20 protein-coding genes are annotated in these 24,132 nt (G+C 42.3%); 8 read left to right on the top strand and 12 right to left on the bottom strand.

Annotation, left to right across the window (positions count from 1 at the left end):
- Nucleotides 1-22 precede the first annotated feature (22 nt).
- Nucleotides 23-652, top strand: a complete 630-nt coding sequence (locus L3V43_RS05470; RefSeq protein WP_102056772.1) for a glutathione S-transferase family protein — start codon at nucleotides 23-25, stop codon at nucleotides 650-652.
- A 90-nt stretch (nucleotides 653-742) separates the two neighbouring features.
- Here L3V43_RS05470 and fur read toward each other — a convergent pair whose 3' ends face one another.
- The 5 genes from fur to L3V43_RS05445 form a co-directional block, all read right to left on the bottom strand.
- Entirely contained in the window at nucleotides 743-1,189 is a 447-nt protein-coding gene (gene fur, locus L3V43_RS05465) for a ferric iron uptake transcriptional regulator (RefSeq protein WP_010372691.1), read from the bottom strand.
- Nucleotides 1,190-1,293: 104 nt separating this feature from the next.
- Nucleotides 1,294-1,821: a flavodoxin FldA gene (fldA, locus tag L3V43_RS05460; RefSeq protein ID WP_010604714.1), complete on the bottom strand. Its 528-nt coding sequence runs from the start codon at nucleotides 1,819-1,821 to the stop codon at nucleotides 1,294-1,296.
- 14 nt (nucleotides 1,822-1,835) lie between these two features.
- Nucleotides 1,836-2,114, bottom strand: coding sequence for a LexA regulated protein (gene ybfE, locus L3V43_RS05455; RefSeq protein ID WP_010372698.1), 279 nt, complete (start codon nucleotides 2,112-2,114; stop codon nucleotides 1,836-1,838).
- Nucleotides 2,114-2,335 carry a DUF2788 domain-containing protein gene (locus tag L3V43_RS05450; RefSeq protein ID WP_010372701.1) on the bottom strand — a complete coding sequence of 74 codons (222 nt, stop codon included), beginning with the start codon at nucleotides 2,333-2,335 and terminating at the stop codon, nucleotides 2,114-2,116. The genes ybfE and L3V43_RS05450 overlap by 1 nt, the downstream gene beginning before the upstream one ends.
- Nucleotides 2,336-2,422: 87 nt before the next feature.
- Nucleotides 2,423-3,190 carry an alpha/beta fold hydrolase gene (locus tag L3V43_RS05445; RefSeq protein WP_206472903.1) on the bottom strand — a complete coding sequence of 256 codons (768 nt, stop codon included), beginning with the start codon at nucleotides 3,188-3,190 and terminating at the stop codon, nucleotides 2,423-2,425.
- A 136-nt stretch (nucleotides 3,191-3,326) separates the two neighbouring features.
- Here L3V43_RS05445 and seqA point away from each other — a divergent pair, with 136 nt between their 5' ends.
- The 7 genes from seqA to L3V43_RS05410 all read left to right on the top strand — a co-directional run bounded on the left by seqA (nucleotide 3,327) and on the right by L3V43_RS05410 (nucleotide 14,409).
- Nucleotides 3,327-3,875, top strand: a complete 549-nt coding sequence (seqA, locus tag L3V43_RS05440; RefSeq protein ID WP_010604716.1) for a replication initiation negative regulator SeqA — start codon at nucleotides 3,327-3,329, stop codon at nucleotides 3,873-3,875.
- Nucleotides 3,876-3,888: 13 nt separating this feature from the next.
- Nucleotides 3,889-5,526, top strand: a complete 1,638-nt coding sequence (gene pgm / locus L3V43_RS05435; protein WP_237116112.1) for a phosphoglucomutase (alpha-D-glucose-1,6-bisphosphate-dependent) — start codon at nucleotides 3,889-3,891, stop codon at nucleotides 5,524-5,526.
- 245 nt (nucleotides 5,527-5,771) lie between these two features.
- Nucleotides 5,772-6,806 (top strand): succinylglutamate desuccinylase, encoded by a 1,035-nt coding sequence (astE, locus tag L3V43_RS05430; protein ID WP_102056774.1) that lies wholly within the window; start codon nucleotides 5,772-5,774, stop codon nucleotides 6,804-6,806.
- A gap of 351 nt (nucleotides 6,807-7,157) precedes the next feature.
- The gene (locus L3V43_RS05425; RefSeq protein ID WP_010372716.1) at nucleotides 7,158-8,375 is read left to right on the top strand and encodes a thiamine pyrophosphate-dependent dehydrogenase E1 component subunit alpha; all 1,218 of its coding nucleotides are present in this window, start codon (nucleotides 7,158-7,160) and stop codon (nucleotides 8,373-8,375) included.
- Nucleotides 8,375-9,352: an alpha-ketoacid dehydrogenase subunit beta gene (locus L3V43_RS05420; protein ID WP_102056775.1), complete on the top strand. Its 978-nt coding sequence runs from the start codon at nucleotides 8,375-8,377 to the stop codon at nucleotides 9,350-9,352. The genes L3V43_RS05425 and L3V43_RS05420 overlap by 1 nt, the downstream gene beginning before the upstream one ends.
- Nucleotides 9,353-9,361: 9 nt before the next feature.
- Nucleotides 9,362-10,933, top strand: coding sequence for a dihydrolipoyllysine-residue acetyltransferase (locus L3V43_RS05415; RefSeq protein ID WP_237116111.1), 1,572 nt, complete (start codon nucleotides 9,362-9,364; stop codon nucleotides 10,931-10,933).
- A 545-nt stretch (nucleotides 10,934-11,478) separates the two neighbouring features.
- Nucleotides 11,479-14,409, top strand: coding sequence for a TonB-dependent receptor (locus L3V43_RS05410; RefSeq protein WP_235367445.1), 2,931 nt, complete (start codon nucleotides 11,479-11,481; stop codon nucleotides 14,407-14,409).
- A gap of 437 nt (nucleotides 14,410-14,846) precedes the next feature.
- Here the strand turns inward: L3V43_RS05410 and L3V43_RS05405 are convergent, their stop codons facing one another.
- From L3V43_RS05405 to L3V43_RS05375, 7 genes are all read right to left on the bottom strand, one after another.
- Nucleotides 14,847-15,095, bottom strand: coding sequence for a DUF3862 domain-containing protein (locus tag L3V43_RS05405; protein WP_102056778.1), 249 nt, complete (start codon nucleotides 15,093-15,095; stop codon nucleotides 14,847-14,849).
- A gap of 12 nt (nucleotides 15,096-15,107) precedes the next feature.
- Nucleotides 15,108-15,932 (bottom strand): CsiV family protein, encoded by an 825-nt coding sequence (locus L3V43_RS05400; protein ID WP_102056779.1) that lies wholly within the window; start codon nucleotides 15,930-15,932, stop codon nucleotides 15,108-15,110.
- On the bottom strand, nucleotides 15,929-19,402 hold the full coding sequence (gene mfd, locus L3V43_RS05395; protein WP_235367443.1) for a transcription-repair coupling factor: 3,474 nt from the start codon (nucleotides 19,400-19,402) through the stop codon (nucleotides 15,929-15,931). Before mfd ends, L3V43_RS05400 begins: the two co-directional genes overlap by 4 nt.
- A gap of 16 nt (nucleotides 19,403-19,418) precedes the next feature.
- Nucleotides 19,419-20,309 (bottom strand): carbon-nitrogen hydrolase, encoded by an 891-nt coding sequence (locus L3V43_RS05390; protein ID WP_237116110.1) that lies wholly within the window; start codon nucleotides 20,307-20,309, stop codon nucleotides 19,419-19,421.
- A gap of 5 nt (nucleotides 20,310-20,314) precedes the next feature.
- Nucleotides 20,315-21,352 (bottom strand): agmatine deiminase family protein, encoded by a 1,038-nt coding sequence (locus L3V43_RS05385; protein WP_237116109.1) that lies wholly within the window; start codon nucleotides 21,350-21,352, stop codon nucleotides 20,315-20,317.
- Nucleotides 21,353-21,466: 114 nt separating this feature from the next.
- Nucleotides 21,467-22,033 (bottom strand): PilZ domain-containing protein, encoded by a 567-nt coding sequence (locus L3V43_RS05380; RefSeq protein ID WP_237116108.1) that lies wholly within the window; start codon nucleotides 22,031-22,033, stop codon nucleotides 21,467-21,469.
- A gap of 66 nt (nucleotides 22,034-22,099) precedes the next feature.
- Nucleotides 22,100-23,968, bottom strand: a complete 1,869-nt coding sequence (locus tag L3V43_RS05375; RefSeq protein ID WP_237116107.1) for a methyl-accepting chemotaxis protein — start codon at nucleotides 23,966-23,968, stop codon at nucleotides 22,100-22,102.
- Nucleotides 23,969-24,132: the final 164 nt, after the last annotated feature.

Raw genomic sequence — 24,132 nt, 5'->3', positions numbered from 1 at the left:
CCAATAGACATGGAGCTGATATATGCCGAACTTTACCATTACCACTTTTGATTGGGTGCCTGAGCTGCCAAGAGGATATGTCAGGGATATTCGCTTGCGCTGGGCGCTAGAAGAGGCGGGCATACCCTATGATATAGAACTTACCGCATTCAATGAACGAGAAAATGCGCATTATTTACATCAACCATTTGGTCAAGTTCCTTGGCTTAGCCATGAAGATAAGGAGATATTTGAAAGTGGTGCTTGTCTGTTATACATCGCTGAACATAACGATGAGTTAATATCGACAGAAAATAGGTCATCGGTAATACAGTGGTTATTCGCCGCGCTCAACTCTGTTGAAATGGCGAGCCTTCCATGGACAATTTTGAAATTTTCTGAAGATACTTTTGAGAGTGATAGCAGCAAAGCGATAGAGCGATTTTTACATAGCCGTTTGAAACACATGAATGAATATCTTCGTGGAAAAACTTGGTTGGCTGAGCAATTTTCTGTTGCAGACATCGCGATGGCTGACGTGCTTCGTTTGGTCGATAGGTTTGATGGGCTAAAACAATATAGCTATTGCCGAAAGTATCTAGAGCAATGTGTTTCTAGAGCTGCTTTTAAAAAAGCATACAAAGATCAGCTGGAATTGTACTCTAGAATATAGTGACCATATAAATGGAAGGTGGTGTTTATGCAACAAATTAAAAAAGCCAGCAATTTGCTGGCTTAATGCTTAAATTGGCGAAAAGGTAGGTTAGTTACCATTTTCCTCAGCGTACTTTTTGCACGCTTCTTTATCTTCACACTCACCGTATAAATATAGTGAGTGATTCGTGAGTTTGATGCCATTGCTGTTCGCGATTTCTTCTTGGCGTGTTTCAATAACGTCATCTTCAAATTCGACAACTTTGCCACATTTTAAACATACCAAGTGATCATGGTGCGTGCTGCCAGACAGCTCGAAAACAGATTTACCGCCTTCAAAGTGGTGACGTGTTACAATACCAGCATCATCAAATTGGTTTAGCACGCGATATACTGTAGCTAGGCCAATTTCTTCACCTTTGTCCAATAAGATCTTGTACACATCTTCTGCACTGATGTGTTGATTATCAGGAGACTGAAGGATCTCTAAAATTTTGATGCGTGGAAGCGTTACTTTTAAACCAGCCTTTTTAAGCTCTAAGTTGTGATCAGTCATTAAATCTGTCTCAATCTGTTAGTTATAATTTGTCTTAGGTCAATATTCACGACGCTATAACCTAAGAATAACTTGCTCGGGCAGCAAGTGCAAAGCAAATGGAATTAATCTTCCAGCTCGCTTAAGCACATTTCGTCATATACTTGTGCACACCACTGTTTAACGCGTTGCTCTGTTAGCTCAGGCTGGCGATCTTCATCAATACCAAGGCCAACAAACTTACCATCTTCAACGACAGCTTTTGACGCTTCAAAGTCATAACCATCGGTAGACCAATGGCCAACAACAATAGCGCCACGTTCGGTGACGATGTCATTAACCATGCCCATCGCGTCAAGGAAATATTCAGCATAATCTTCTTGGTCGCCACAGCCGAAAATAGCAACTAACTTACCTTCGAAATCGACTTCTTCAAGTTCAGGGAAAAAATCATCCCAATCACACTGAGCTTCGCCGTAGTACCATGTTGGAATACCGAAAAGTAGTAAATCGAATTCGGCAATCTCTTCTTTACTGCTTTTAGCAATGTCCTTTACGTCTACGAGCTTTTTACCTAGCTCTTTTTGAATCATTTTAGCAACGTGTTCTGTGTTACCAGTATCACTGCCGAAAAAAATACCTACGCTTGCCATTAATTTCTTACCTTCTATCTATTAACCGCTAACTTTTCTTGTAAGATGGTCTCGATGAGTGCACTTCGACTAATGTTTTGCGACTCCGCCATATCACTTAGCGCTTGATACAACTCTGATGAAACCTTAAATTCTACTCTTTTTAGGCCACGCGCGCGATCCCTCTTAATTTGATTGCGCTTGTTAACCTTTAACTGCACTTCTCGTGGCAGTGGATTCGTCTTAGGACGTCCTGGACGTTTTTCATTTTCAAATAGGTCGATAGTTGTTCTATCAGTTTCAGCCTTGGCCATTATCCAACACCTGCGCCTTGCCAAAATACTTGGATCAAGCCTTTTGCTATAAATCCAGAACAGCCGAGAAACAGCACTAGCCAAACGATGTAGCGTCCGAACTTTGGCACATCACCTTTTTTCAGTACGTCCTGAATCGCCATACCGATGAAAAAGAATATACCAGCTAGCGCAAACCACAGCCCTAGCGTTTCAAATTCATTTATAAATTGACTGACCATCTGAGCTCTACTCAATACTTAAACGGCGGCTACTATACCATAACCTACATGCATAAATTAAGTTTATAACGGTAAATTCAATTCGTTTTATTGAAGAAAATCAATAATTGAGCGATTTACAGCTTCAGGCTTTTCAGCATGTAGCCAATGGCCCGCACCTTGTATTATTTTTGCTCGCGCATTTGGGAAAAAACGAGCGATGGGCTCCCTATGCTCAGGCAGGATATAGTCAGAGTTATTCCCTTTAATGAACAAAGTATCGCATAAACAGGAATGCGTTTCATTAATATTAGATGTAATTGCGTCGTATTTTTCAGTAATTACATCTAAATTAAAACGCCAAGTAAGCTTACCTTCTTCATTTTTTGCCAAACTTTTAAGCAAAAACTGACGCACGCCGACTGTTTCAATATATTGGGACATTATGGTATCTGCTTCACTACGACTTGATACATCACTTTTCTGCACTTCGTTAAGCGCGGCAATTATTGCGTCATGCCTTGAGTGATAATCAACAGGCGCAATATCTAATACGACAAGTTTGTTGATGCTTTCTGGGAATAATTGGGCGAATTGCATTGCCACTTTACCACCCATTGAGTGGCCAACTAGGCTGACTTTATCCAGTTTTAACTCATCCAATAACGCTTTGATGTCGTTTGCCATTATTGGATAGGACATTTGCTCATCATGAAAAGAGCGACCGTGATTTCTCAAATCGACGTTAATCACACTGAAATGTTCAGCAAGTGCTTTTGCCACCACATTCAAATTTTCCAAGGAACCAAAGAGTCCGTGCATAACAAATACACTAGGTTTGGCTTGGTCGCCAATTTGTTGATAGTTTAACTGCATAAATCCTCCAAAATTGGCGCTAATTGTGACATTGAAGAGTAAAAATGCAAAGCCATAGAGTAATAAGTTAAATTTGGATATACTAAGTGACAATTGAAATGAGTTGCTCCTAATTAGCATAGATGACAGGAAACGCATGAAAAAGATAGAAATAGATGACGAGCTATATCAATACATTGCAAGTAACACACAAAGTATTGGAGAAAGTGCTTCTGAGATTTTACGTCGTTTATTAAAACTTACTTCTGGGACAGAATCTAAAGCCGTCGCACAGCAGGAAGAAAAACAAGTACCAGAAATTACAGCTGAGTCACAAACAAAAACACCAAGCCAACCTGTAAAACCCGTTGCGAATGTCTTTAATATTCTAAATAAAGAAGAGCTTGCCATGCAAAAGGGCGTGGTTGGGCGATTTTTGTTTATCCTATCCGCGCTTCATCGTACACATAAATCCGAATTTAATTGTGTGCTCGAAATTAAAGGCCGCGATAGGATTTACTTCGCCACGAGTAAAAATGCACTACTCGAAAGTGGTAGCAGTATGAACCCGAAAAATATAGCAGACAGCGAATATTGGGTGATGACAAATTCAAATACGACTAGAAAGAAAATGATGCTTCATGAAGTAGCTAAGGTGTTAGGTTACACAGATGAAGCTGCCGAGAAAATTAGAGACTACCTATAAGTAAGGAAATCTTATGGCGATCCATCCGCAAGCTGGCAAAAAGGTATCGAAAGAATTATTGGTAAATGTACCTAAGCTGGTTTCATCGTACTATTTAAATGAGCCTGACTTAGAAGCGCATCCAGAGCATTGTGTCGCCTTTGGCACAAGTGGCCACCGAGGTTGCTCACTTAATTTTAAGTTTAATGAGTCGCATATTCTGGCCATCACTCAAGCGATCTGCGATTACCGTAAAAACAACAATATTTACGGTCCGCTTTTTCTTGGTAAAGACACTCATGCGTTGTCGGAAGCCGCTTTTAACTCGGCTATTGAGGTCTTGGTTGCCAACGAAGTACAAGTCATCACACAAGAAAATGATGACTACACACCAACCCCTGTGATCAGCCATGCGATTGTCTCGCACAATTTAGTCAATCCTCATGAGCTTGCAGATGGAATTGTCGTTACGCCATCACATAACCCGCCAGAAGATGGCGGGTTTAAATATAATCCTCCGAATGGTGGACCTGCCGATACCGATGTCACCAAATGGATTGAAGATAGGGCGAATCAGTTACTACTCGAAGATTTGGTTGAAGTTGAACTATTTCCGTTTGCTAAAGCGAGAAGATCTGGATTTATCAAGTACGAAGATCTGATCACTCCATATGTTGAAGACTTGGGTAACATAATTGATATGGAAGCCATTGCTCGAGCTGGTGTTAATATTGGTGTGGATCCTCTTGGTGGTTCAGGTGTTAATTTCTGGCCAGTGATCGCCAAACACTATGACTTGAAGCTGACGGTTGTAAATGATGTCGTCGACCCAAGTTTTGCCTTCATGCCACTTGATAAAGACGGCAAGGTGCGCATGGACTGTTCGTCACCTTATGCAATGGCTAATTTGATAGCACTGAAAGATGACTACGATATCGGTATTGGTAATGATCCAGACTTCGACAGACATGGCATTGTTACCCCTGATGGCCTGATGAATCCTAATCACTTTTTAGCGGTTGCAATTGACTACCTCATTAAACACCGAAGCTGGAAGAGCTCAGTAAAAATCGGTAAAACACTGGTATCTAGTGCCATGATTGACAAAGTGTGTGGCGCAAACGGCCGAGAAGTTTACGAAGTGCCAGTAGGCTTTAAATGGTTTGTAGACGGGTTAGCGGCTGGAGAGCTCGCGTTTGGCGGTGAAGAGAGTGCTGGCGCTGCGTTTTTAAGAAAAGATGGCACCACATGGTGTACTGACAAAGACGGTTTTATCATGGGGTTACTCGCCGCCGAAATCCTAGCTGTCACAGGTAAATCGCCATCTCAGCATTATCACGCTTTTGAACAAGCATTTGGCGCACCTGTATACAAACGTATTGATGCACCCGCAAATACTGAGCAAAAAGCAAAGCTTAAGGCATTAAGCGCGGACAATATCAAGGCGGACACCCTGGCAGGTGATAAAATTACTCAGATATTAACCAATGCCCCTGGTAACGGCGCGGCTATTGGTGGCCTTAAAGTCGTTACCGAAAATGGTTGGTTTGCGGCGCGTCCATCGGGTACTGAAGATATCTACAAAATTTATCTTGAATCATTTAAAGGTGACGCGCATTTAGCTGAACTTGAACATGAGGCAAAGACATTGGTTGACTCAGTGATTAGTTAACAAAAAGCTTCTACAAGCCATACTACTCGTATGGCTTTTTTGTATCCCTATGCGGGTTATACCAATTAGTCGTAATACTTGCTCAATTTGAAGGAGTAAATCTGACGCTAACCGCGTTAAAAATTTCTTATTTAGAATAACTAAATAGCAAAATTTTAGCCTTGTTATCGACAAGATTTTCTCGCCTCAAAATAGATCACTTAATTAAGATAATTGGTATTACTCAACAACATCAATTTGGAATTATGACGTACTTAGCAGAATTAAAACAAAGCGGTGACTTTCTCACTATCACAAGAAATAACGAATTTACACTGGAACCCGTGAACTTCACTTTAGACAACGGTACTTTGGTGGAAGTCCATGATACTGGTGTGATCCAGTTTACGCCTGTAGGTGAAACAACGAAAGATATTGTGCTATCGAGCGCTGTGCACGGCAATGAAACCGCGCCAATTGAGATATGTGATGAGCTTATCCAACATATTATTACTGGCAGACTAGCGTTGGCACAACGGGTGTTATTTATTTTCGGTAACCCGAAATCCATTAATATTGGCCAGCGTTTTGTCGATGAAAATCTAAACCGCCTATTTAACGGCGCACATAATCAAGAAACAGATAATCCAGAAAAGGTCAGAGCTCAAAAACTAGAAGGTTATGTTAGGGCTTTTTTTGAACAGGGAAGCGGTGAGCGCTATCGATGTCATTACGACCTTCACACTGCTATTCGAGGATCTAAAAACGAAAAGTTTGCAGTCTATCCATTTTTACATGGTAAGCCGTGGAAGAAATCGCAGCTGCAATTTTTATTGTCATGCGGTGTCAACACTGTATTAATGATGCGCTCGGCTGCTACGACATTTAGTTACTTTTCTTCTTACCAGTTTGGGGCCGACGCTTTCACTATCGAACTTGGGCAGGTTAAGCCATTTGGTGAGAATAACATGGCAAGCTTTGCAAAAACCAAAGAAACGCTAAAAGCATTAATTAGCCAAGAAAAAGTAAAATATAAAGAATTTAATGCAGATGAGTTCGAGCTGTTTACGGTTCATCGTACGATCAATCGTACTCAAGCCGAATTTTCTTTTCCATTCGCTGATTCTGCTGAGAATTTTACAGGGTTTTCAAAAGGTGAATTACTAGCGACGGACGGAGATAAGCAATATTTCGCTGAAGTTGAGGGGGAAGCTATTATCTTCCCAAATGCCAATGTTGCTTTGGGGCAACGTGCATTACTAACGGTTATCCCGTTAGAGGTTGATGAAAACTTTATATAAATCATAGATGTAAAATTCTACTTGCCTTCGTATCAAAATCTTTCCAAAAACATTGATGCATTTTCACGGTTATTCATCTAGGATTAGTTGAATAACCGTTTACGTTAACGTAAAGTTGAAACGCTTTAATTTAATTTACTTACTTAAATCGCAAATATTATTCAGTCTTTGATAAGTTGTTAGACCAGTTATTCATACTAACCACGAATGTGATCAAGACCAATTAACACAATCATAAATGCGAGGTGAGTTAAGACTCTTTTCGTCTTACGCAATCTGAAGCCAGATCTCGTATGAGAAAGTCGGGTTTGAACTCCGTAAGTTTGTTATGACAACAAGAGAAGGTAGGTTATGACTAACCCCAATAATATATCCTTAAATATCAGCCATGCGCTGGAATTTATAGATGGTCATGCACTCAATATCCCTACATTAAAGATTTTAAGTGACCAAGGCGATGTTTTAGACGGTGCAACAGCACCTGATATTGATAAAGAAACGGCATTAAGAATTTACTCAACAATGCGGTTTATCCGTTTACTTGACGAGCGTATGCAAGGGGCTCAGCGTCAAGGACGTATTAGCTTCTACATGCAATGTCTTGGCGAAGAAGCCGCTGTTACGGCAAGTGCTGCGGCGCTTAAAGAAGATGACATGATCATGGCTCAGTACCGTGAGCAAGCTGCAATTCACTATCGTGGTTTTTCGCTTGAGCAGTTTATGAATCAGCTATTCTCGAATGAGAAGGACTTAGGCAAAGGCCGCCAAATGCCTGTGCATTATGGTTCTAAAGAATTACATTACCTGACTATTTCGTCGCCGCTAGGAACGCAAATTCCTCAAGCAACGGGCTATGCATACGGCCAAAAGCTAAAACACATTGATAAAGAAACTGGCGAGCTAACGTCTGAAATTGACAACGTCACGATTTGCTATTTTGGCGAAGGTGCTGCGTCAGAAGGTGACTTCCACGCTGGTCTAAACATGGCCGCGGTGCATGGTTCACCGGTCATCTTTTATGCACGTAATAACGGTTATGCGATTTCAACACCTGCGGATGAACAGTTCAAAGGTGATGGTATTGCTGCTCGCGGTGTGGGCTATGGTATTAAGACCATCCGTGTGGATGGTGCCGATGCGCTTGCTGTTTACGCCGCAACACAAGCCGCGCGTAAAATCGCAGTTGAAAACGGTGAGCCTGTGATGATTGAGTCTATCGCATATCGTTTGGGTGCACATTCAACATCTGATGATCCGTCTGGTTATCGTACTAAAGACGAAGAAGCTGAATTTAAAAATAGTTGCCCAGTAAATCGATTTAAGCAATGGCTTCTAAAACAAGGTTGGCTGGATGAAGCCCAAGATGATGCGGAAAAAGAGAAAATCCGTGAAGATATCTTGGCTGCATTGAAGGTTGCAGAGAAAGTACAGAAGCCTGCATTAGAAGATCTGGTCTCAGATGTTTATGACACGCCAATTCCATCGCTGCAGAAACAGTATGATGAATTGAAAGCGCATATTAAAGCTTATCCAGACGCATACCCAGTCACAGCAGGGAGAATTAAATAATGGCTAAAATGAATATGCTACACGCCATTAATTCGGCGCTAGATATCACGATGGCGGAGCATCCACAGGCTTGTATTTTTGGTGAAGACGTCGGCTACTTTGGAGGTGTATTCCGAGCAACTTCAGGCCTTCAAGAAAAATATGGTAAACACCGTGTTTTTAATACGCCATTGACCGAGCAAGGTATTTTAGGTTTTGCCAATGGTCTTGCAGCGATTGGTGCTCCTGCGCTTGCTGAAATTCAATTTGCGGATTATATCTTCCCAGCATTTGACCAAATCGTGAACGAGTCGGCCAAGTTCCGTTATCGCTCAGGTAATGAGTTTGATGTGGGTAACTTAACAATTCGTACGCCATACGGTGGTGGTATTGCAGGTGGTCTATATCATTCACAATCACCGGAAGCTTACTTTGCACATACACCAGGTCTTAAAATTGTAGTACCGCGTAACCCGTATCAAGCAAAAGGCCTTCTGCGTGCTGCCATTAAAGATGATAACCCGGTTATTTTCTTTGAACCTAAGCGCTTATATCGCGCTTCTGTTGGTGAAGTGCCAGAAGAAGATTACAGCATTGAGCTTGGTAAAGCTGAAGTAATTAAAGAAGGTACTGACATAACGCTATTGGCTTGGGGCGCGCAGATGGAAATCATAGAACAAGCGGCACAAAAAGCTGAAGAAGCGGGTATTAGCTGTGAAATAATCGACTTAAGAAGTATTCTTCCTTGGGATATGGACACGGTAGCCAAGTCAGTGGTTAAAACGGGTCGTTTGGTCGTGAGCCACGAAGCGCCAATCACAAATGGTTTTGGTGCTGAGATCGCAGCAACCATACAAAAAGAGTGTTTCCTGCATTTAGAATCTCCAATTGAGCGAGTTTGTGGATTAGATACGCCATACCCTCTAGCACTTGAAAAAGAGTATGTGCCAGATGCACTGAAAGTGTTCGCCGCTATCAAACGTTCTATGGAATTTTAAGGATAAGTTATGGCTAAAGAATTTATCTTACCAGATATTGGTGAAGGCATCGTAGAGTGCGAAATCGTCGAGTGGTTGGTGGCTGTTGGTGACGAAGTAAAAGAAGATCAACCTATTTGTGACGTAATGACGGATAAGGCACTAGTGCAGATCCCTGCGGTACATGACGGTGTGATCACCAAGCTGCATTACGAAAAAGGTGAAATTGCAAAGGTGCATGAGCCTTTATTTGCAATGGATGTTGCCGGCGAGCAAGCTGCTCAGCCGGAGCAATCGGCACCTCAGTCCTCGCCAACTACTTCAACCAGTGCTGTACTTGAAGACTTTATCTTACCTGATATTGGTGAAGGCATTGTTGAGTGCGAAATCGTTGAATGGCTTGTTGCTGAAGGCGATGAAATCAAAGAAGATCAGGCCGTTTGTGATGTAATGACTGACAAGGCGCTAGTGCAAATTCCAGCCAAGTACGATGGTATTGTTGAAAAACTCTATTATCAAAAAGGTGAAATAGCACAGGTGCATAGTCCGCTATTTCAAATGAAGTTGGCGTCATCTCACGCCGGAAAATCAGACGATCCACTCGCTGATGTCCACAAGCCTAAAGAAAGTACAGTACAAGCTGCTACCGCAAACGATGAGGCTACGCGTAGTTTACCGAAAAATGGTAAAGCGATTGCCTCTCCGGCAGTACGCCGCAAGGCGCGCGAAGTTGGTGTTGACCTCTCTGAAGTACCAGGCTCTGGTAAAAATGGTCGTGTGTATAAAGAGGACATCGAACATTTCCTTGAGCACGGTGTAAGTGGTGCTTCGACCACGAATGAAGCTAACACAACGATACAGTCTCAAACACAAAAGCCGGCTCCTACCTCAGAAGGTGGTAAAAGAGTTGAAGCTCTACGTGGTATGAAAGCGGCGATGGCCAAACAGATGGTGGCCTCTGTTTCGACGATCCCACATTTCACTTACTGTGACGAGATTGACTTAACCGATTTAATTGCACTTCGTGGTGCTTTGAAAGAGCAATATGCCAAACAAGGCGTGAAGCTGACGATGATGCCATTTTTTATCAAGGCGTTGTCACTTGCAATCAACGAATTCCCAATTTTGAATGCAAAAGTAAATGATGACTGTACGGAAATCACTTATTTTGATGACCACAATATTGGTATGGCGGTGGACAGCAAGCTCGGTCTTCTTGTACCAAATATTAAATCGTGCCAAAGCAAATCGATTGTAGAAGTTGCCCAGTCTGTTACTGAGCTGACAGAAGCGGCGAGAGAAGGGCGTGTATCTCCTGATTCACTGAAAGGCGGTACTATCTCAATCTCAAATATAGGGGCGATTGGTGGCACGGTTGCTACACCGATTATTAATAAACCAGAAGTTGCTATCGTCGCGCTTGGCAAAGTGCAGCAGTTACCACGCTTCGATGCACAAGGTAATGTAGTTGCGCGCTCTATCATGCAAGTAAGTTGGTCTGGCGACCATCGCATTATTGATGGTGGCACGATCGCACGTTTCAATAATTTATGGAAAACCTTCCTAGAGGAACCGGCTAAAATGATGATGGCAATGCGCTAGTCCTTGTTTTTGCTAGTTTCTACTTGTTGTAAAGGGCCTTTACGGCCCTTTTTTATTTCCCGCCATATATATATGTAAACCACCGTGAAAGCAAACTTGTAATACCTGTTTGCTTAATTTAGAGAGCTATTCTGAAGCAAGAAAGCCTTTTCGATAACACTGCTACGTCACCAGCTATCGTCAAAGTATCTGCATTTCTACATTCTAACTCTTTGTATATAAAAGATAATTGGAATAGAGCTTAAGAAGCAACTGCTAATTATTTTGCAAAAAAATATTAAAAAGATCCCATTACAATAATTGTACTTCGTATTTATTTCTTTACAATTACTAGAGTGGGTGGGATGACTAAAATGGTATTTTTTCAACTAATTAACAATGGATGCGGGTTAGCTCTGTGTAGTAAAAGTGTAAAAATAAATTTGTACACTTTTTGGGGATAATGGAAATTGCGTTTAGTTGTATTTGCTTTTTTTTAAATTAAGTTAATCTGATCGCGAGACTAATTTTGTCTCAAAGAAAAAGTATAATTAGGGAAAGTCTATATGAAAAAAAGCAAACTGAGTAAAGCTATTCACTCTGCATTAGCCATCTCATTGACAGGTATCATTGCATCAACAGCGATTGCAGAAGAAGTTGCTTCAGATGAATCACTTGATAAAGTTGAAAAGATTCAGATTACAGGTTCACGTATTGCCCGTTTTGAGTTGAGTCAACCAGCGCCCATTATTTCAATAACTGGTGAGGAAATTGAACAAGCGGGTATTCCAGACCTAGCTTCTGTACTTGCAGAATTACCTGCGATTGGTGCGACCGGAACAATTCGAGCCAACTCAAATAGTAACGGTTCTGCAGGTATGAGTACTGTAGATTTGAGAAGGCTTGGAGTAGATAGAACCCTTGTGCTCGTTAATGGTAAGAGACATGTTTCGGGTGAAGCCGGTTCTTCTACAGTTGACCTATCGACTATACCTTCCGCATTGATTAAAACAGTTGAAGTGACAACTGGTGGTGCGTCAGCAGTTTATGGCTCTGATGCGGTATCAGGTGTTGTTAACATTATCTTGAAGAAAGATTTTGAAGGTCTAGAGCTAAGCGCTAGTTACAGCGACTCAACAGAGGGCGTGGGCAGTAAAAATAGCGCATATAGCTTAGTTGGTGGTGTGAATTCAGAGGACGGCAAAGGGAATGTAACCTTTTTCGTAACAAAAGACACCATAGAAGAAGTTATGACAAAAGATATGCCAAACTTCAATCTTGGTGGTCATATGCCAAATCCTGAAAATACTGGTGAAGATGACGGGATCTTTGATGAGCTTTGGGTTCCAAACGTTGTGTCGGAGTATGTTAGCCCTAATGGTGTATTGAGAGGTGGCGGTATTAACTACACATTCTCGAATGACGGCATTGGTGAGTTCATGCCAACTCGAGGCTTATTCGCCAATAGTGCGTTTGCAAGCTTCCCTGATGGTTGTAAATATTGTTTCTCTCCTGAAGACTATGTGAACTATCTTCCTCAGCGTGACAAAGTTTCAACAGGGGCGTTGTTTAACTATGCCTTTAACGATAATGTAGAGCTTTATGGTGATTTCAAGTACGTTCGCTCTGATATCGCTCAACAATTCCAGCCAAGTTTTCGATTTGGCCAAAATAGAATCAAAGTGGCAGATAACCCTTACTTATCTGCTGCAGATAAGAAAGTATTTGCAGATCGTGGACTAGAAGAAGTTCAAATTAATAAATTTCTAGACGAAATTGGTAACCGTTCGGCTAAAAACAAACGAGAAACGTTTACGCTTATGTCTGGGTTACGTGGTGCCTTTACTCTGAGTGACACAATATTTGATTACGATGTGTATTACTCATACGGCCGCACTGAAAATGACCGAATTACTGAAAATGATTTAATTTTGGGGAATTGGGCGGCAGCAATCGATGCGGTGATCGATCCGAATACGGGTAAAGCAGACTGCCGTAGCAATGTTTCTGAAGCTCAGCCGGAAGGTTACCAGAGTCCTGAGACAGTAAATATTGGCGGATGTGTACCTTACAATCCATTTGGATTTGGCCAAGCCTCAGCTGAAGCTATGGATTGGATCACAGCCGATGTTACCAGAAGCGATGCTGTGAAACAGCGTTTCGTGGGAGGCTCTGCATCGTTCGATACCGCTGAGTTTTTTGAATTACAAGGTGGTGCAGTTGGATTTGCGTTTGGTTATGAGAAGCGTTGGGAGTCGTCAGAGACTATCACCGATGAATTAACTCGCTCAAATGTATTATCAAATTCTGCTACACCAAATGTATATGGCGAGTATGATGTATCAGAATGGTTCGTCGAGACACGCCTACCAATTTTGGCTGATGTATTTTTAGCACATGAACTTTCTGTTGATGCAGCGTTCAGAAGAGCTGATTACTCACATACCGGTGAAGCTGATGCTTGGAAAGTTGGTTTTATGTGGTCTCCATTAGAAGGCTATAGCTTACGTGGTACTTTCGGCGAAGCGGTTAGAGCACCAAACATTGCAGAGTCGTTCTCTCCAAGATCACCAGGTTTTGGTCGAGTTACCGATCCATGTGACGTCGATAATATTTCCGATAACCCAAACCGTGTCAAGAACTGTGCGGCATTAGGGATCCCGGCTAATTTCCAAGCTGAAGATAATGTATCAAAAGAGACGCTTACAGGCGGTAACCCAAATCTCAACCCAGAAGAAGCTGAGTCGTTAACTTTAGGCTTTGTATTCACGCCAATTGAGGGGCTGTCGGCGAGTATTGATTACTTTGATATTGAGATCACAGACGCAATTCAATCGCTAACAATACAAACCGTAGCGGATAACTGTGTAGATGGTCCTGATCTAGATACTGTTTTCTGCGGACAAGTAACTCGCGATCCGGCTACTATGTCAATTACGCGTGTTGAGTCTGGTTACTTAAATACAGCTAAACTAAAAGTTAAAGGTGTTGAAGCTGATATTCATTATAATACAGATCTGACATCTATTGGACTTCCTGGTGATCTGAAATTAAAGTGGTTTGTTAGCCATTTGATCGAAAGAAATACATTCCAATTCCAAAACCGCCCTGAGCTTGTAAAACGCGAACATGGCGAGCTTGGTGATCCAGAATGGCAAAGTACGTTCAGAGCAACTTATGCTCAAGATAACTGGTCTGCAACATGGTATGCAAGATTTATTGATCGCTCAGCTTTGATTGATTTAGAAGATACACTGACTGAGTCTGGAGAAGAAAGAGGTGAGTCGAAAGAAGACCAGGAGCATTCATATACTGGTAGCTTTATAACGCATGACATTTCTGCTAAGTATCGCTTCGACAAAGCTTCAGTAGAGGTTGGGTTTAGAAACGTATTCGACAAAATTCTACCAGATTACGTAGATGGCCGAGGTGCAAACTCTTCACTCTATGATCCTTGGGGTCGTAAAGTGTTTGTGAATTTGAAATATAATTTCTAATCTAAATACGAGAAAAGAGTACTCAAAGTAGTACTCTTTTTTTCATAAACTTTCACTTATACCAATTTGCTTAATTAAGTGATATTTGCCGATAATACCACTGATACATCCAACTACTCTCCAAGGTACCTACATCCATCTAGGGAAGCCAAAAGCTTTTCTATTTAGTTGTTCTAAATAAGCAGTTCTTAACGCAGTTAGCGTCAGATTCGCTCCTACAGATTGAGTAAGTATTAAGACAAATCGTTATTAAACTTGCTACTCTGGTGGTTTTGTTGCGAAGCGAATTTGAAGGAATACCTTTCGCTTTTCCTAAATTGTGATTTTGATTAGTACTATATGAAATTTACACGATTTTTTAGGTTTAGCTTAAGTTGCTTCTCGGAACTCAACACTAGAGTGCTCTATCACATAAACGATAAAGCACTGAGTTGTGGTTAGTTTAACCCTTTCTTTGAATAAAGGGTGACTTTGTCAGAAAGTAGCGTTACTTTAATATGCTTGTCTTCGCTTCCCCAAATACAATTGGTATGTAGTGTTTTCTCTTCACAGTTATCAGCAGAGCCAAGAATATTCTCAACTTCAGCTTTGTCCATGCCCACTTCTAGTTTGTTGTAGTTTTCTAAACTTACTTTAGAACAGCCGACTAGGGTAAGTAGCGCAGCAGCAGTTAGTAATTTTTTCATAGGGTTGCCCGTCTAATGTTTGTATTTTCTTATTTGAAAGATGACCCCAAGTTTAGGGTGATCTAAGTAATGTATGTCGCCGCTATACACGCGCGTATATTGAGACATACGAGCAGTACGAATATCGTTACCGTCTTCGTACTTTAAATCTAAATCTGTGGTCACGTAAAGGTAATGTCTCACGTGAATTTTAATCAAGCCTTCAAGCTGCCAATGCACATGCTCTTTCGATTCTTCGATATTAAAACGCTTCGATAGTGACGAAAACTGATCGTCATTTTCTATTACACTATAACTGGATGGCGATGCGAACTGTTTGCCAGCAATAACCTCGATATTAGGAGCACGCTTATTACTTTGTTCTGGGAATCGCCAACCAGTGTGCAACAGTGGCTTGAGCCCTTTACGTTTTAGCTCTGCAATCTTGTTGGAAAAATTAAGCTGGGACTCATCCAACAAGTAGATAGAGTCCATGTGTTCTTGTGGCTCAACTTTTGGTGAAAGAGGCAAAGTGCCGAATTTTTCAACATAGTTTGCATCTGGATCGCAAGAGCTGGAGTGCGCGCCCGACGTTAATCCTCGAATAAAATCTTGCTCAGCAAACTGCTCACTGCCTTCCAAGCATAGTTTATAGCCGGTGGTATTAAAACCGTCGAATAATAGTGACTTGATGGTTTTTTTATTGAGCGGTTCAGGTTCAATACTAAAGTCTTCTCGCAAAGAGAAACTAGGCTCTTGCTCAAATGCTATCATTTCTACTTCAAACCAACGGGTGGCATGTGCAGACGCGCTACTTACCAAAGCCGCTAGGATGGCCAGACTTTTTATTGTTTTCATGCTACAGCCTTTTTCTCAAAGTCATCAATCATCGCATTAACCAGTTTTAATCTCTCTTGGCCATTTTTTTCTTCGATCAGGAACTTCAGTTTATTCGCGCCTTCCATTCTATAGGTTGACGGGCTACTTTGTATCAATCCTATGATGAATGTTGGGTTAACTTTTGTATGACTACTGAACTCAAAGAAGCCACCTTTGGGGTTTGCTTCGACCTTGTTAATGCCCAATTGAGTTGCCTTTAGCTTAACAGACTGCACCGCAAAAAGGTTTTTCGCCGCATCTGGAAGCAGTCCAAAACGGTCGATTAATTCGATTTGCAGCTCATCAAGTTCCGCCAGCGACTTAGTGCTTGCGATGCGTTTATACATGCTAAGACGAATATTTACATCGTGAATGTAATCGTCCGGTAGCAGTGCTGGGAACTTAAGATCAACCTCACTTTGCTGCTGAAGTAGGTTATCGAGTGTTGGCTCTTTGCCATTTTTTAAGGCTTCAACTGCTTGTTCTAGCATTTCCATATACAGCGTGAAGCCAACGGTTTGAATTTGACCGCTTTGGTCATCTCCCAGTAGCTCACCCGCACCACGGATCTCTAAATCGTGGGTGGCAAGGGCAAAGCCCGCGCCTAAGTCTTCGAGTTGTTCTATGGCTTGTAAGCGCTTGACCGCGTCTTTAGTTAAGGCTTGGCTATTCTTCGTGAGTAGGTATGCGTATGCTTGGTGATGGCTTCGTCCTACACGGCCGCGAAGCTGATGTAATTGTGCCAATCCGAGTTTATCGGCCCTATCCATAATGATGGTATTAGCAGAGGGTATATCGATACCGGTTTCAATAATGGTTGTACATACAAGCACGTTATACTTTTGGTGATAGAATTCACCCATCAAGTGCTCAAGTTCTTTTTCACGCATTTGCCCGTGGGCAGTAGTAACGTTAGCTTCTGGCACGAGTGCCGAGATATCAGCGGTGACCTTATCTATCGTCTCGACGTTATTGTGGAGGAAGTAAACCTGTCCACCGCGCTTTATTTCACGCAGAATTGCTTCGCGAATAAGCTCGTCGTTGCGCTCTCGTACAAAAGTCTTTACCGCTAATCGTTTGGCTGGAGGTGTTGCAATAATAGAGAGATCACGCATACCACTCATCGCCATATTCAGCGTACGCGGGATTGGGGTTGCGGTCAGGGTAAGAATGTCGACATCTGCTCTTAGCTGCTTAATCTTTTCTTTTTGTCTCACACCGAAGCGGTGTTCTTCGTCGACAATCAGCAGACCTAAATCGGCGAACTTGATGTTTTCTTGAATAAGCTTATGGGTGCCTATCACAATATCAATTTTGCCTTCTTCAAGTTTTTGTAACGTCTCTTTTTGTTCTTTCGCTGAGTTAAAGCGCGAAAGCACACCGACTTCAACTGGCAGATCGGCAAAACGGTCTTTAAAGTTCTCAAAGTGTTGTTGGGCAAGTAGCGTAGTTGGCACTAAGACGGCCACTTGTTTGCTATCGTTGACGGCAACAAACGCAGCACGCATGGCCACTTCGGTTTTACCAAAGCCAACATCGCCACAAACAAGTCTGTCCATCGCTAGGCTTGATTGCATGTCCGCAAGTACGGCTGTAATTGCATTGCGTTGATCGTCTGTCTCTTCAAATGGGAAGCTATCGGAAAAGTCTCGATAGGCACTCGCATCTAGCTTAAATGCATAACCCGGTTTACTTTGACGTTTTGCGTATATGTCTAGGAGTTCAGCAGCAACATCTCTGACTTTTTCAGCCGCTTTGCGTTTTGCTTTTTCCCACGCGTCATTACCCAGTTTATGAAGTGGTGCAGAAGCTTCTTCACCTCCAGAGTAACGACTGAGCATATGGAGTGAAGAGACAGGCACATAAAGTTTAGCGTCATTGGCATAGATGATCGTCACAAACTCGGTAGCAATACCCGCTGCATCTATGGTTTCTAGCCCTAAATAGCGACCTACACCATGATCTAAATGAACAATAGGTTGACCTTCTTTTAACTCAGCGAGGTTTCGGATCAGCGCATCTTGCCCTTGCTCGTATTTATGTTTGCGGCGGCGTTTTTGGGAGATTTTAACACCTAACAGTTCTTGCTCGGTGATGATAGACAGCGATTTTTTATCCAGTAGTTTCACACTGGTAGCGAGTGGAGTGACGACCACACCAACATCTGAGTCGCTAGATACAAATTCTGCAATGCGCTTATAAGGCTTAAGCTTTAGCCCTGTTGGTTTTAATAAGGTAAGCAGTGACTCTCGTCGGCCCTCTGATTCAACACTGAATAACACGCGAGACTTTTGTTTTTTCTCAGCAGCGATGTAATCGAGGATTTTTTGATATGGATTAGCTTGTTTATGCTCAATGCGAACATCGTCGATTAATTCAGCTGCGACATTGCTATTGCCCCCTTTGGTCCCCAGCATCGCTTGACTAAGCTTTATTCGAGAGAAGCCGTTAAGGCCTTCAAACAAGGTCTCTATTGGCTGATATAGCTTGGCTGGTGAAAGTAGCGGACGAAGTGGGTCAACCCGGCGACTTTCGTAGCGTTTAGATACGTCTTGCCAAAAGGTTTGCGCCGCAGATTCAATGTCGCCAAAAGGCATAAATACGGTATCTTCAGGCAAATAGTCAAACACCGTCGCTAACGAATCGAAAAAGAGCGGCAAATAATACTCTATACCCGCAGGCCAGTTTCCTTTACTAACCTGCATATAGATGCTGTCTTTTTCACTACTTGCGCCAAACGCTTCACGGTAATTAATTCTAAATCGTTCAATGTCTTCTGCATTGGTTGGGAATTCGTGTGCCGGTAATAAATCGATAGCATCAATCTCATCGTTTGAGCGTTGGCTTTCGATATCAAAATGACGAATTGAGTCTAACTCATCGTCAAAGAAATCTAGTCTAAAGGGGAGTGGGCTACCCATGGGGTATAAATCGATAATGGAGCCTCGAACAGCAAACTCACCATGTTCCATTACCTGCTGAACATGACGATAACCCGCTTGAGTTAAGGTATCACGCAAGCTTTGTGCGTCTACTGTGTCACCTTTTTTTACCTGAAGACTCATGCCGTGGATAAAGCTAGGTGGTGCGGTACGTAGCATAAGGGTTGAAACAGGAATGATGAGTACGGATTGCTTTTCCTGTTTGAGTGTATTTAGCGTCGCAAGACGCTGAGAAATAATATCTTGATGTGGTGAAAAGTGATCATAGGGTAATGTTTCCCAGTCAGGAAACATCATGACTGGCGTATCTTTTAAAAGATACGCCAGTTCATGCTCAAGGCGAAGTGCAGAGGGGGTGTCGGGGGTGACGAGTACAACTAAGTTGTCATGTTGTTGGATGTGCTCACTCAAACACAGTGATAAGCTACTGCCAACCAAATTACCCCACGAAATTTTATCCTTGTTTGATTTTACCCAAGGTAAATTGTTCCATTGCACATTCGCCATTGATTACTCCTATTTATTAATCGCGATAAATTTTGCAAAGATCCTGATAGTGATCGATTCGTCTGTCTCTTAAATACGGCCAGATGCGACGAACGGATTCACTGCGTGCAAGATCAACATCAACAACCGAGATTTCCTCAGCTTCTTCAGATGCATGCAATAACATTTCACCTTGCGGACCGGTAACAAAAGAATTGCCCCAGAATTGAATACCTTCACTTTGACCCGAAGGAGCTGATTCATGGCCAACACGGTTAACGCTAATCACAGGTACTCCGTTAGAAACTGCATGTGCACGCTGCGCAATTATCCAAGCATCTCGTTGACGGATTTGCTCTGCTTTGTCATCGCGAGGATCCCAGCCAATTGCCGTTGGGTAAATTAAAAACTCAGCGCCTGCCATCGCCATCAGACGCGCACCTTCTGGGAACCATTGATCCCAACACACCAGTACGCCTAATTTGCCAACAGAAGTCTGAATTGGAGTAAAGCCCATGTCGCCAGGGGTGAAGTAAAACTTTTCATAAAAACCTGGGTCATCGGGAATGTGCATTTTACGGTATTTGCCGGCAATCGTACCGTCAGACTCAAGTACAACAGCGGTGTTGTGATAAAGCCCTGTTGCACGCTTTTCAAATAACGACGCAACGATGACAACATTAAGCTCTTTTGCAAGTGCGCCTAGTGAGTCTGTGCTTGGGCCTGGAATGGTTTCCGCTAAGTCGAAGAGAGCGGTGTCTTCAGTCTGGCAAAAATACAAGCTGCGGTGCAATTCTTGTAGCACGATAAGCTTAGCACCCTGACTAACGGCTTTTCGGATACCGTCACAGGTTTTCGCAAAGTTATTTACGAGATCTGTAGAGTTACTATGTTGAACAATACCAACTTTGATGTTTTTTTCAGTCATGGTACTTACCTTAAAAAACCTTTTGGTAACTGCATCGTAATACAGTGCAGGCTACCGAATTGATGGATGATTGGTAGGCAGTTAACGCCAATTACCGTTCTTTCTGGGTGGGCAAGAGAGACTTTGTCTAGCGCTTCTTGATCTTTGTCATCGCCATAGATAGGTACTAACACCGTTTTATTCAAGATCAGATAGTTTGCATAGGTGGCAGGTAATCTCTCACCCTCATTATCAAACTTAGCACTAGGCCAAGGTAAACTAATCAAACGGTATGGAGCGCCATTTGGGGTGCGGAATGTGCGTAGCTGCTGTTCCATTTTATTGAGGGCATCATAGTGCTCGTCTAATTTGTCATCGCACTTAACATATACCAAGGTGTTATCCGGTGCAAAACGCACTAAAGTGTCGATATGACTGTCAGTATCATCACCGGCTAAGTATCCATGATCTATCCACAAAAATGACTCAGCACCCAACTCTTTTTGCAACAATAGTTCTAATTCGGTTTTACTTAGATGTGGATTGCGATTTGGGTTCAACAGACACTCTGAAGTGGTCAATAAGACATTGGACTCGTTAATCTCAATACCGCCGCCTTCAAGTACCACGTTGACCTGTTCAAAGGTACAGTTTGGGTTGAGGACCTGTTTGGCAAGCTGCTGATTGATCTTATTGTCTAAATCCGCAGCAAACTTGTTACCCCAACCTGTAAAGGTGAAATCTTTGATACATAGATTTCCTGTACTTGTTTGCGTTGTAAGTGGACCGTGGTCACGGGCCCATGTGTCATTACAAGGCGTAACAACAAAGTGACACTTAGCTAAGCTAACCTCAGCTGTGCTGAGTAAGTTTTCGATATGCTGTTTTAGCGCTTCATTATGCGCCACGATAACGACTTCTTGAACTTGGGTAATATGTTGGCAAAGTGCAACGTACACAGGTTCAACGTCACTGAGAATGTCGCTCCAATCGGTATCAGAATGCGGCCAAGTAAGCATGATTGCGTCTTGTGGTGCCCATTCTGGGAGTAAAGTAAAACTCATTAAATCATCACCATATAATAATAAGCCTATAGTTTATCATTAACCTCAGGTGTGTCAGTAAGTTTTATGAAGATAATTGAGCATTTAAAGAAGGCACCTAATGCGTTAAATGCCTTATTGGTCTTTTTGCTGCTTTAGCTTAAGTTGTCTGGTCTGGGCGTGTAAGCTCGCCCGTACGAGCAACTCTTGATCCGCTTCTCTAATAGCGGTAAAGGCGAGGGTGAATTTACCATCTTGCTTGTCAATGACTTGTGAGTAGCAAAAGATAGCACTGGCTTCATTGCGCAAAAATATTTTAGTTCGCAATGATTGTCCGACCTCATAATCTGCTTCTAACGTTGCGGTCAGGCCGCCACCGCCGTAGCTGTCACAAAATAGATGACTGTCGTCAGGTTCTTCAGTTGCGAGAATGTGGCTGATAATTAAATCAATCTTACGTGATTGCGCCTGCAAATAAGCTGCTAACTCATTGGCAATATCACCCAGATTACGAAGTGGTCGCAGGGCATTAAGATCTAACTCATTAATTTCGTTCGCGAGCTTAAATAGCGGCGGAATTGCAGCTTCTAATTGATATTCGTTCTCTGGAACCATATTGTCATCAACCGGATAGAGGTTGATCTGAACCTGTTCAGCTATCTGAAAATACTGTTCAAATAATTCCTGCAAATTCGCTTTCATGTTTTATCTCTTGGCATCGCGCCGCTTTACAACTGTCTCTATAGTAACGGTTTAGTTTACCGATAATCAAACCTTGAATTGCTCTAGTAGTTGTTCTTGGGTTGTTATCTTTTCTACTTGAGACTGCATGGTGGCATCAACGCTCTTAGCTTCGCTATACACCGACTCGGAAATACCACGAATTGATGAGCTACTACTATTCACGTTATTTACAATGTCATTTTGCTCATTCAGCATATCAGCAATACGAGAGTTCAAATCGACAATGTGGCGAATGGCGCTGCGCATATCTTCAAGCGCGGCTTTGGTTTGGTCTGCCTTTTCAACCGTTTTATCGACATAATGTTGGCTTTGCTTCATTACAGTGACCGCGCTTTCAGAACCCGACTGCAGTTGACTTATCATTCCACGGATTTCAGTTGTGGCTTCTTGTGTTCTTTGTGCAAGCGATCTCACTTCATCTGCAACGACGGCAAAGCCGCGACCAGACTCACCAGCCCTTGCGGCTTCAATGGCTGCATTGAGCGCTAGGAGGTTGGTTTGCTCGGCGATACTGTTGATAACAGATAGTATTTGTTCAATAGCCGTAGACGAGCTTTCTAACTCAGTAACTACGGTCATTGCCGAACTGATTTGATTAGATAGCTCTTGAATTGTTTCCGTTGTTTCTGCAACGATTGTTTCTCCTTGGCGAGCAACTTGATCGGTGGTTTTAATTGCTTCAGCGGCTTCATGGGCAGATTGTGTTACTTGATGCTCAGTTGCAGACATGTGTGTTGTTGCTTCATCAAGGACTTTGATACTCGCTAATTGCTCTTGAATGGAAAGTTTGGCTTTATTTGCGACCTTAGATGTTTGTTGAGCATCGTTTAATACCTCATGGCCTAAACCTTGAATATTCGCTATCAAAGACTGTAAGCTGCTGGTAAAGGCATTAAAATTTTGCGCCAGTGCTGCAAATTCGGGTTCATGCTCGGTATTTAATCGTACGGTTAAGTCTGCATTACCACGTGCGATAGCAGCCATGGCAGTGTTGATTTCATCGAGTGGCTTTAATAATAAACTAATCACAAAAGAAAGTAGCACAGTCGCGAGTGCCACAGAAATAAAGGCAAATATGGCTGCATCTCTTTGCAGTCGTGAAAGTGCAGCAAAAACGGTGTCTTCATCCAGCATCACCCCTAAATACCAATCTAAGCCTTCGACCTCTTTAAACTGCACTAATTTGTCTTCGCCGTTAACTTCAACGTATTGGATATTTTCTGAGATACTTATGTCACCGAGAAATGCACGAGAAGACTTACCATTTAGTTTTACATCAGGGTGTGAGATAGTCGACCCGTCTTTACTCACCATAAAGGCAAAACCCGCGTCTAGCAGGTTAAACGAGTTAATCATTTCGCCGAGTTTTGCCAAACTAACGTCGTAAAAAATTGCGCCGTTAAATTGGCCTTGTTTAAATACAGGTGTACCAATTGATACCACGATTTCGTTACTTACCGCATCAGCGTAAGGTGCTGTGATAATGAGCTTTCGTGCAGTTTTTGCGTCGGTATACCAAGGCCGCTTTCTCGGATCCCAGTTTGCACCTGGGTTCCAATTTGGATCGCTTGCTACATATTTTCCTGTTTGCTCTTCACCATAACCTATCAATAGGAAAGAGGTTGTGAGCTGTGGCTGCGAGAGAATAGGGAAGGCCGCGTCTAAGGTGTCAGTGGAAGCTACGAGGTTGGTAGCAAGAGCGGCGAGATCGGTTGCTCCTTTCATTTGCGCAGTGACAGTATTACCGATTCCCTGAATTATTTCATTCACACTTTGTTCGGTTTGCGCTTTGATTGCTGATTGCACGGAAATATATTGAATAACAGATAAGATCAGTAATGCTGCAAGCAGCACAAGCGCAGAGACGGATACGACTTTGTGTTTAAACTTCACGGCCACACTCCAATAAGTTTGATACATTAAACTTATGACATTTAATAAGAAAATGCCAAACCTTCTGCACTGCATTTGAAGGTATTTCAAATTATTGCGTTTATATTAATTATCTATTCATGGCGCAATTCCTATTCTTTAAGACTTAGAAGAGGAGAAAACAT

It is taken from the genome of Pseudoalteromonas sp. L23 (assembly GCF_021728455.1).
Lineage (GTDB): Bacteria > Pseudomonadota > Gammaproteobacteria > Enterobacterales > Alteromonadaceae > Pseudoalteromonas.
This window is presented reverse-complemented; position numbering and strand designations above follow the sequence as displayed.